Origin of the sequence: Novosphingobium sp. AP12 (assembly GCF_000281975.1) — a bacterium.
GTDB lineage: Bacteria > Pseudomonadota > Alphaproteobacteria > Sphingomonadales > Sphingomonadaceae > Novosphingobium.
This window is the reverse complement of the sequence record NZ_AKKE01000045.1, coordinates 34423-44332: the sequence shown is the minus strand read 5'-3', so window position 1 is coordinate 44332 and position 9910 is coordinate 34423. Positions and strand designations below refer to the sequence as shown.

The 9910-nt window shown below is 68.7% G+C and carries 7 protein-coding genes and 1 pseudogene; 3 read left to right on the top strand and 5 right to left on the bottom strand.

All coding sequences use genetic code 11. The features are described from left to right. Nucleotides 1–457: pseudogene (locus tag PMI02_RS08445) on the top strand (DUF2029 domain-containing protein); the annotation flags it as partial. Here PMI02_RS08445 and PMI02_RS08440 read toward each other — a convergent pair. Continuing rightward, nucleotides 444–1310, bottom strand: coding sequence for an alpha/beta fold hydrolase (locus PMI02_RS08440; protein WP_007681490.1), 867 nt, complete (start codon nt 1308–1310; stop codon nt 444–446). The pseudogene PMI02_RS08445 and the gene PMI02_RS08440 overlap by 14 nt on opposite strands. A gap of 233 nt (nt 1311–1543) precedes the next feature. Between PMI02_RS08440 and malQ the strand changes: the two genes are divergently transcribed. Continuing rightward, entirely contained in the window at nt 1544–3556 is a 2013-nt protein-coding gene (malQ, locus tag PMI02_RS08435; RefSeq protein WP_007681489.1) for a 4-alpha-glucanotransferase, read from the top strand. A gap of 12 nt (nt 3557–3568) precedes the next feature. On the opposite strand, the gene PMI02_RS08430 is transcribed toward malQ, so the two are convergent. The 3 genes from PMI02_RS08430 to PMI02_RS08420 form a co-directional block, all read right to left on the bottom strand. Beyond that, nucleotides 3569–4735 carry an alpha-hydroxy acid oxidase gene (locus PMI02_RS08430; protein ID WP_007681488.1) on the bottom strand — a complete coding sequence of 389 codons (1167 nt, stop codon included), beginning with the start codon at nt 4733–4735 and terminating at the stop codon, nt 3569–3571. Further along, a complete protein-coding gene (locus tag PMI02_RS08425) occupies nt 4732–6036 on the bottom strand; it encodes an NtaA/DmoA family FMN-dependent monooxygenase (RefSeq protein ID WP_007681487.1) in 1305 nt (434 codons plus the stop codon). The genes PMI02_RS08430 and PMI02_RS08425 overlap by 4 nt, the downstream gene beginning before the upstream one ends. A 426-nt stretch (nt 6037–6462) precedes the next feature. Next, a complete protein-coding gene (locus PMI02_RS08420; RefSeq protein ID WP_007681486.1) occupies nt 6463–8097 on the bottom strand; it encodes an alpha-D-glucose phosphate-specific phosphoglucomutase in 1635 nt (544 codons plus the stop codon). Between the two features lie 227 nt (nt 8098–8324). Between PMI02_RS08420 and PMI02_RS08415 the strand changes: the two genes are divergently transcribed. Then, entirely contained in the window at nt 8325–9305 is a 981-nt protein-coding gene (locus tag PMI02_RS08415) for a sensor domain-containing diguanylate cyclase (RefSeq protein ID WP_007681485.1), read from the top strand. Between the two features lie 72 nt (nt 9306–9377). Here PMI02_RS08415 and PMI02_RS27950 read toward each other — a convergent pair whose 3' ends face one another. Further along, nucleotides 9378–9872: a JAB domain-containing protein gene (locus PMI02_RS27950; RefSeq protein ID WP_007681484.1), complete on the bottom strand. Its 495-nt coding sequence runs from the start codon at nt 9870–9872 to the stop codon at nt 9378–9380. Between the last annotated feature and the right edge of the window lie 38 nt (nt 9873–9910).

The following is a 9910-nucleotide window of genomic DNA, read 5'->3' as shown; positions in this document are numbered from 1 at the left end:
GGCGGGCGGCGGCCAGCCGGTGCTCCACTTCGTGCCGATCCCGCATGCGGTGCAGCTAGCGTCGAAGCTGCTGCTGGCCTTCGGCATCCTCGCCGCGATGGCCCACCAGCAGGTCACGCGTGAGACGAAGCCGCTCGACAGCCTGAACCTGCTGCTCTGCGCCTCGCTGGTCGCTGCGCCCAATGCCTGGGGCTATCACTACGCGCTGATCTTCCCGGTGATCCTCGCCGCGCTGGCCCAGACGCTGGCGAGCCCGACGTGGCTGCGCACGCCGCTGGTGGTGGCCTGCTGGCTGGCGCTGGTCGTGCCCGCGTGGACCGACCCGCCGCACCTCATCGGCCAGTACCCGCTGCTCAACGTGCCCTTCCGCGCCCGCTACGCCCTCGTCGCCGCCGTGCTGGCATGGCTGATCGCTTGGGACGCGCGCGGCGCGAGCGCCGCCCTCACCCCGCGATGAAGTCGAGGATTTGCGGCACCAGCTTGGGCCACGAGCGGAACAGCGTGTGCCCCTCGGTCCCCGACATGGTCTGCCCCGAGCGGTAGTTCCACTCGTCGTCGTTCCACGGCGGATCTAGGAACAGCGAGTGCGGCACCAGCCGATGCACCCACTCCGAGGTCGCGCGGGTGTGCGAAAGGTCGCTCTTGCCGCTGCGGAACACCAGCGTGGGCATCGTCAGCCGGGCGAAGTCGCGCGGCGTCATGCCGGGCACCGGGGTGATCGGCGAGGGCACGTAGGCGGCGGCCCACTTCTGCATCACCGCGATGAACTTCTCCGGGTCCTGCGCCTTGATGAACGCGCGCGACTGCTCGCTCTTGGCGAAGTTCTCGGCCCAGCTGGTGGCTTTCAGCACCGCTTCCATGCCGCCCACGCTCGCCAGCGAGCCTGCCTCGCCGCAGTAGTAGGTGGCGAGCTGCATGAGGCCGATCGGGTCGCCCGAAATCCACCACAGCGCGAGGTGCGAGCAGATTTCCGGGTCCCGCGCCGCCGCCAGCATCGAAACGCGGCTGCCGCCCGAGCCGCCCGCGATCACCGTCGGCCCGAGGTCGAGCTTGCGGATCAGGCCGGACAGCGCCTCGGCCTGCATCTCGGATTCGCTCTCGCCCAGCAGGCAGGCGTCGGAGAGGCCGCAGTTCGGCCGGTCGTAGATGAGCACGCGGCGGCCCGCCTTGACGAACTCGTCCGCCATCTCGCGCAGGCCCGGCACGTCCATGGTGAAGCGCCCGCCCGGCGTCAGCGCGATGGCCGGGTCGCTCTCCTTGCCCAGCAGTTCGTAGGCAATGCCGATCCCGCCGACGTCGATCTTGGCCAATGTCTCTCTCCCGTGATTTTGCGGCATCGTCGAGCGCCCGGGCGGCGGGCGCAAGTCCCCGCATTGGAACGATCGCCCGCGCGGTTCGAAGGGGAGCGCCGTGCCATCTCCGTTCGTGCCGAGCGAAGTCGAGACACCACGCACGGTGCATGACCTCGCGACTTCGCTCGACATGAACCTACCCAGGTGCTTCAAACCGGATAGGGCCGCCGCCCGAGGAGCAGACACCCCAGATGCAGCCATCGCATGCGCCCGAATTGCACGCCCTCGCCGAGGCGATCGGCCTCGTGCGCATCTGGTGGAGTTCGGAAGGCGACGAGCAGACCGTCAGCGACGCCTCGCTGGCCGCGATCGCGACCGCTCTCGGCTATCCGGCGATCACTCAGGAAGACATCGCCGCCAGCCTCGATCAGGTCCGCCGCGAGCGCGCAGAGCCGCCGAAAATGCTGGTCGCCGATGTCGGCATGCCGATCCCGCTGCCGCCAAGCCTCGCTCATGCCGAGATTGCCGGGCCGGACGGAACCCCGCGCAGCCTCGACCTGTCCACCTGGACCCTGCCGCCGGTGGACGAGCCGGGCTACCACGCGCTCACGATCAATGGCCATGCCCTCACCCTCGCCGTCGCCCCGCGCGAATGTCCCTCGGTGGAGAGGCTGGGCAAGGGCCGCATCTGGGGGCCGGCCGTCCAGATACCCGCCCTGCGCGGAGCGTCACCGCGCGCCTTCGGGACCTTCTCGGAACTCGCCGAGGCCGTCGATGCCTTCGCCGCGCGCGGGGCGGACGCGCTGGCGATCAACCCGGTCCACGCGCTGTTCGCGGGCTACGGCCATGATTTCAGCCCTTACTCCCCGTCGAGCCGCCTCTATCTCAACGGTGCGATGGGCAGCCCCGAATTGCTCGGCCTGCCGCCGCTGCCCGGGGACGACGCTGGCGCGGATGAGCTGATCGACTGGGAAAGCGCCCTGCCCCGCCGCCTGGCGCAGCTCCGCACGGTGTTCGCCGGCCTCGACGCCGCCACCCGCGAACGCATCGCGCGCGACAACGCGCCCCACGGCGAGGGCCTGAGGCGGCAGGCGCTATACGACGCGCTCGACGTCCATTTCCGCGCAAAGGGCGCGCATGGCTGGCAGGCATGGCCCCCCGCCTACCACGACCCCGACGGCAAGGCGGTCGCCAAGTTCGCGCGCGACACCGCCGAGGAGGTCGCCTTCCACCTCTTCACCCAGTGGCTGGCGCGCGAGAGCCTCGCCGTCGTCCAGGCGCGGGCGCGGGAAGCGGGCATGGCGGTCGGCCTGCTCGCCGACCTCGCGGTGGGCGTGCATACCGGCGGGGCGGATGCCTGGTCGATGGGCGATGCACTGCTGCAGGGACTGACGATCGGCGCGCCGCCCGATCCGCTCGGGCCGCTCGGGCAGAACTGGATGCTCACCGGCTTCAGCCCGCGCGGCCTCGCGCGCAGCGGCTACGGCCCGTGGATCGAGACGATCCGCGCCGCGCTGGCGACTTCGGGCGCGCTGCGGATCGACCATGCCTTTGGCCTCGCGCGGCTATGGGTGGTGCCGGAAGGCCAGCCGTCGAGCGCGGGAGCCTATCTCACCTATCCGTTCGACGACCTCGTCCGCCTTGCCGCGCTGGAGGCGCATCTTGCGAACGCGCTGATCGTCGCCGAAGACCTCGGCACCATGCCCGGCGGCTTCGGCCCGGCCATCACCGCGCGCGGGATGCTCGGCATGCGCGTGCTGTGGTTCGAGCGCGCGCCGGACGACGGCTTCATCGGCGCGGCCGACTACGACGCGCAGGCCGCCGCCATGACCGGGACCCACGACACCGCCACCGTCGCCGGCTGGTGGACCGGCCGCGACCTCGACTGGGCGGAGAAGCTGGGCCGCCTGCCCCCGGGCACCACGCGCGCCGAGGCCGAGGAACGCCGCGATTGGGACCGGGGCCTGCTCTGGGCCACCCTGACCGGCGACACCGCGCCGCGCCCTTTGCCGGACGACCCCGCGCCCGTGGTGGAAGCCGCGCTGCGCCACATCGGCCGCACGCCCTGCGTGCTGGCGATCGCCCCGCTCGAGGACCTGCTGGCGGAGGTAGAACAACCCAACCTGCCGGGCACGATCACCGAGCACCCGAACTGGCGACGCCGGCTGGATGCGCCGCTGTCGGTGCTACTGGACAATGAGGATACCGCGGCACGAGTGCGGGCGCTGGACGAGGAGCGAAGACTTACGTCGCCCCGAACTTGATCCGGTCCCCGGTCAGGCCGGGGACGACGGGTTGCGGTAAGTCCCCGGCACCAGGTAGCTGCGGTCCAGTTCGTCCAGCCGGGTCACGCCCAGCATCGCCATGGCCACGTCGATCTCGTTCGCCAGCAGGTCTATCGCGTGGCGGGCCCCGGCCTGCCCCCCGGCGGCGCAGCCGTAAAGCGTGGCGCGGCCGATCAGCACGGCCTTCGCTCCGATCGCCAGCGCCTTGAGCACGTCGGCGCCGCGCCTCACGCCGCTGTCGAACAGGACGGTGGTGCGGTCCCCCACAGCGTCGACGATGCCGGCCAGCACGTCGATCGCGGGCGGCGAGCTGTCGAAGTTGCGGCCCCCGTGGTTGGACACCGCGATGCCGTCGACCCCGTGATCGAGCGCGATGCGGGCATCGTCGGCGGAGAGCACGCCCTTGATGACCAGCTTGCCCGGCCAGCGGCGGCGCAGTTCATCGACGTCGGCCCAGTTGACCGAGGCCGAGTTGGACACGCGGCTGACGGTGCCGGTGAGCTTGCCGCCGACCTCGGGCGGATAGTTGGCGAACTGCGGCAGACCGCCCTCGAGGTAGTACCGGCAGATGACCGAGGCCAGCCACGAGGGCCGCTTGAGGAAGTCCGACACCAGCGTGGCGTTGGGCCGGATCGGGTTCGACATGCCGGCGCGCTTGTTGAATTCGCGCAGCGGCCACATCGGGGTGTCGACGGTGAGGACGATCACGTCCGCCCCGTTCTCCCGCGCCGCGTCCACCACCTGCCACGAGAGGTCGCGCCGCTCCCACAGGTACATCTGCATCCAGTGGCCCGAAGTGGCGCATTTGGCGATGTCGGCGAAGCTGGTGGTCGAGCTGGTGGTCTGGGTGAAGGGGATGCCCGCCGACGCCGCAGCAGAGGCGATGGCCCGCTCGCCCCGGTGCCAGAGCAGGTCGGACACGCCGGTCGGCGCGATCACCAGCGGCAGCGGCTGGCGGCGGCCGAACAGCTCGATCTCGGCCGAGCGCTGCGACACGTCGCGCAAACTACGCGGCAGTAGCCGCACGTCCTGCAGAGCGGTGACGTTGCGGTTCACCAGCACGTCGTCTTCGGTCCCGCGCTCGATGAACTCCCAGATCGCGCGCGGCAGGCGGCGCCTCGCCCGCTCCCTCACCTGCGCAATGTTGTGCGCCTTCACAGACCCAGGTTCTCGCGCAGCGTCGTGCCTTCGTATTCGGTGCGGTAGACGCCCTTCGCCTGCAGGATCGGCACGACCTGGTCGACGAAGTCGGTGACCGAGCTGGCCATGACGGTGGGGGTCACGTTGTAGCCGTAGCAACCGGTTTCGCACCAGATGCGCTCCATCTCGGCTGCCACCTGCTCGGGGGTGCCGACGATCTGCGGCTTGCCCACGGCAAGACCCCAGCGGACCGCAACTTCGCGCAAGGTGAGCGGCTTGTCGCCCTCGATGTTGGAGAACGCTTTCATCAGCCCCTGCGAAGCCTGCGTCTCGATCTCGGCGAGCGGCTGGTCGAGTTCCATCCCTGCGAAGTCCACGCCCATGGTGCCCGAAAGCCGCGCGAGGCAGGCGTCGATCGGCAGCTTCTCGACGAGATCCGCGAGCTTGCGCTTCGCTTCCTCCTCGGTGCCGCCGACGATCGGCTGGATGCCGAAGCTGACGCCGGGCGTCTTCTTGCCCGCCGCCCTGGCCGCATCCTCGAGGTTGACCGTGAAGCGCTTCATGCCCGGCACGTTGGGCTGGATGGAGAACACCACGTCGGCGTGGCTCACCGCGAACTGCTGGCCGCGCCCGGAACTGCCCGCCTGGAACAGCACCGGATGGCCCTGCGGCGAGGGCAGCACGGGCGACACCGTCTGGCACGAGAAGAATTCGCCCTGATGGTCGATGAACTCGACCTTCGAGGGGTCGGCGTAGATCCCGCTTTCACGGTCGGCGAGGATGGCGCCGGGCTTCACCGAGTTCCAGAGCTTGTAGCAGACCTCCATGTACTCGTCCGCGCGGTCGTAGCGGCGGTCATGCTCCAGCTGGTGCAGGCCGAGCGCGCGATGCTCGCCGCGCAGGTGTCCGGTGACGATGTTCCACCCGACGCGCCCGCCCGAGAGATAGTCGAGCGTGCCGAGCTGGCGCACGATCGTCCAGGGCTGGTACGAACTCGTAGACATCGTCGCCGCAAGGCCAAGGTGCGTGGTCGCCGCCGCCAGCGCCGAGAGCAGCACCACCGGGTCCATGCAGGGCCAGCACACGCCGTATTTCACCGCGTCCTCGTGGCTGTCGCGGTAGCGGTCGAACACGCCGGGCGTGTCGGCGAAGAAGATGCCGTCGAAGCGCCCGCGCTCCAGCGTCTGCGCCAATTCCTGCCACAGCTTGAGGTCGTGCAGAGCGTCGAGGCGGTTGTCGCCGGGCTGCGACCAGCTGAGCACGGTGTGGTTGATCGGCGAATTGATCAGGAAGCTGACCAGATGGATGTGCTTGCTCATAGGGCGTTCCTCTCTCGCCCGGCGTGATGGCGCCTTGATGGGGTCGAGGCAAGAGCAGTTCGATCCGTCATGTATACACACACAGGGCGATAACGCGGAATTGGCGGGAATTTACGCGAATTTCGCGCCGCAACATATCCAATTCATCGCGGGAGCGGCGGGCCTCCTGCCACCCTAAACCGTTTTCCTACAGATGGTCCGCCGCGTTAGATTGGGCGCGTGAGAAGATCCGCCCTCCCACCTGCTTCCCTGCCTTCCGCGGCTCACTGCCATGCGGCGGCCCTTGCGCAAGTTGACACTTGCACGGGACGCAAGGTTACACCAGTCACCCCACAAGGCGACACTTTCAGGGCCAGGAAGGCGCCATTTCCCCCTGGACCGTGTAAACCGTGTAAACCTGTGTCGCCTTGCGCGGCGGGGGCGACCTCAGGTGATGACGTCGGGCGCCGTCCGGCCGGTGTGGGCCACGATCCCGGCGATTGCCTCGGCGGCGGCGATCTGCGGCTCCAGCATCGCGCCGGTGTCGGCGTCGAGATGACCCGAGCGCGGCTCGTAGCGCTCGAGATAGACGCGCAGGGTGGCGCCTTGCGTGCCCGTGCCCGAAAGGCGGAAGACGATGCGGCTGCCGTCCTCGAACAGCACGCGGATGCCCTGGTTGGCGCTGACGGAGCCGTCGACCGGGTCGGTATACGCAAAGCTGTCCGCATGGCTGACGACCTGTGGGCCGAAGCTCTTGCCGGGCAGCGCGGCGAGCTGCGCCTTGAGTCCGTCCATCAGCGCGTTGGCGCCCGCCGTCTCGATGCCCTCGTAGTCGTGCCGCGCGTAGTAGTTGCGCCCGTAACGCGCCCAGTGCTCCTTCGCGAGATCGTCGACGCTGATGCCGCGCACCGCCAGGATGTTGAGCCAAAGCAGCACCGCCCAGAGGCCGTCCTTCTCGCGCACATGGTCCGAGCCGGTGCCCGCGCTTTCCTCGCCGCAGATGGTGACCTTACCGGCATCGAGCAGGTTGCCGAAGAACTTCCAGCCGGTCGGTGTCTCGAAGCACGGCACGCCAAGCGCCTCGGCCACGCGGTCGGCGGCGGCGCTGGTCGGCATCGAGCGGGCGATCCCGGCGAGGCGGCCGCGGTAGGCAGGCGCGATCTCGATGTTGGCGGCCAGCATCGCCAGCGAGTCGGACGGGGTGATGAAGCGCCCACGCCCGATGATGAGGTTGCGGTCGCCGTCTCCGTCCGAGGCCGCGCCGATGTCGGGCGCATCCTCGGACATCATGAGGTCATAGAGTTCCTTGGCGTGGATCAGGTTCGGGTCGGGATGGTGCCCGCCGAAGGCCTCCAGCGGCACGCCGTTGACCACGGTGCCCGGCGCGAAGCCCAGCCGGTTTTCGAGGATTTCGACGGCATAAGGCCCCGTCACCGCGCTCATCGAATCCATGCGCATGGAGAAGCCCGAGGCGACGACCTTGCGGATCGCGTCGAAGTCGAACAGCTCCTCCATGAGGTCGGCGTAGTCGGCGACGGGATCGAGAACTTCCACGATCAGGTCGCCTACCTGCGTCTCGCCCAGCGTGTCGAGATCGATGTCGGGCGTCTCGACGGTCAGCCAGCGGTCGATCGTCTTCGTGCCCGCCAGCACCGCGTCGGTCACGCTCTCGGGCGCCGGGCCGCCATTGGCGATGTTGTACTTGATGCCGAAGTCCTCGTCCGGACCGCCGGGGTTGTGGCTCGCCGAAAGGACGAGGCCGCCGCTCGCCTTGTACTTGCGGATGACATGGCTTGCCGCCGGGGTGGAAAGGATGCCGCCCTGCCCGACCAGCACGCGGCCATAGCCGTTGGCGGCGGCCATGCGGATCGCCTGCTGGATGACCGTGCGGTTGTGATAACGCCCGTCGCCGCCGATCACCAGCACCGCGCCCGCCTGCGGCTTCACGACGTCGAAGACAGACTGGATGAAATTCTCGGCATAGCCCGGCTGCTGGAAGACCTTCACCTTCTTGCGCAGGCCCGAGGTTCCGGGCGCCTGCCCGTCGAAGGGCGTGGTCGGGACTGTGACGATCTGGGTCAAGCAAGCGTCTCCAATGGTAGGGCGGCCTTCGCGCCGAAAAGGAATGTGCGCACCGGGCGACAGTTTCGTGTCAGGCGGTGCATTGTCAAATGGTTGATTGCAATGCAGCAAGAGCAGGGAAGTTGCTGCATGTTCGCACTTCCTTTACTCGCGGGCGGTAAGGAGGCGAAGGTCGCCCCGCCCCTGCCCTTGCGCCGGGGAACACGCGCGGAACGAGATGCTGCAGCATGTACGCCCAGAATGCCCTTGCCGACGAAACTGCCCGCCTTGCAGCGCTTCGTCGTCTGGACATTCTCGACACGCCGCCGGAGGAACCCTTCGAGAACGTCGTGAACCTCGTGCGGGCCGTACTCGGCGTGCCGATATCGGTGGTGACGCTGCTGGATGAGGAGCGGCAGTGGTTCAAGGCCAGGGTAGGCCTCGATGCAACCGAGACGCCGCGCGACGTGTCGTTCTGCACCCACACCATCCGCCAGCGCATGCCGCTTGTCATACCCGATGCAAAAGCGGATTCGCGCTTCGCCGACAATGCGCTGGTCAACGGCGCTCCGCATATCCGCGCCTATGCCGGCGTGCCGTTGGTGACCTCGGACGGCTACAACGTCGGAGCGCTGTGCGCCATCGACACCCGCCCGCGCGACTTCTCCGAGGGCGAGATCGCCATCCTGCGGAACTTCGCCAGCATCGTCGTCAATGAGATGGAACTGCGCCGCATCGCCGAGCGCGACCAGCTCACAGGCGTCCTGACCCGGCGCGGCTTCCTCGACAGGGTGGAAAAGGAAATGGCCCGCGCGCGCCGGCACGGCCACGCTGCTTCGCTGGTGCTGATCGACATCGACCACTTCAAGACGGTGAACGATACCTGGGGCCACCCGGCCGGCGACGCGGTTTTGCGCGAACTGGCGAAAGTGCTCCACGGCTCCGGTCGCCACGCCGACCTGCTGGGCCGGATCGGCGGCGAGGAGTTCGCGATGCTGCTGCCGGAAGCAGACGGCGCCGCCGCCCTCGCAGCTGCTGAACGTCACCGCGCGGCCATCGCTGCGCACCCGATCGCCATCGCGCCCGCCCGCACCATCGCCATCACCGCGAGCTTCGGGATTGCCGCCCTCGACGATACGACAGCCACGGCGGAAGACTGGATCGCGCGCGCGGACGTGCCGCTATACGAGGCGAAGCATGCCGGGCGGAACCGCTGCATCGCCGCCTGAAGCATCTGCACATTGCACATGCCCCTGTCCGGACGGGCGTGGCGAGGTCGGTAGCCCCCGACGCCGCCAGTCTTAAAGCAGCCCCATGGCTCGCATGCTCACCACGCAATTCCCCGCGACGACGCAATGATCGTCCAGACCAATCTCCAAGGCCTCGATCACTTCACGGAGACGTCCGGTGGCGGCGATGTCCGCGGCGCTGGGCTGGGGTATGCCGGACGGATGGTTGTGCGCGATGACGAGGCGCCGCGCATCGAGATCGAAAGCACGGCGCACAGTGCGACGCAGCGGAATGCGGATTTCCGCCCGCGTGCCGCCGACGTAGAGGTCTTCGGCAATGTAGAGTGCATCGCCAGTGAAGAAGAGGACCATCACGCATTCCTCGCGGCGGCTACCCAGCCGGCTGACGAGGTACTGGCGGAAGGCGAGTGTGCCCGTATCGGTGGGCTGACCCAGCAGCACTTCCCGTGTTGCGGCTTCGGACAGGCGCCGGGCGGCGACGATGGCAGACGCCACCGCCGCCCGTCCCTCGCCCAATTCGGACCCCGCTTCGGCAAGGGCGTCCACTAGCGCGTCGGGGGAAGCGGAATATATCGTCCGCAGAG

What these genes read in the sequence shown, in the direction of transcription:
- malQ (WP_007681489.1), top strand. Translation starts at nt 1,544, where the DNA reads ATGCAGCCATCGCATGCGCCCGAATTGCACGCCCTCGCCGAGGCGATC.
- PMI02_RS08415 (WP_007681485.1), top strand. Translation starts at nt 8,325, where the DNA reads ATGTACGCCCAGAATGCCCTTGCCGACGAAACTGCCCGCCTTGCAGCG.
- PMI02_RS08425 (WP_007681487.1), bottom strand. Translation starts at nt 6,036, where the DNA reads ATGAGCAAGCACATCCATCTGGTCAGCTTCCTGATCAATTCGCCGATC.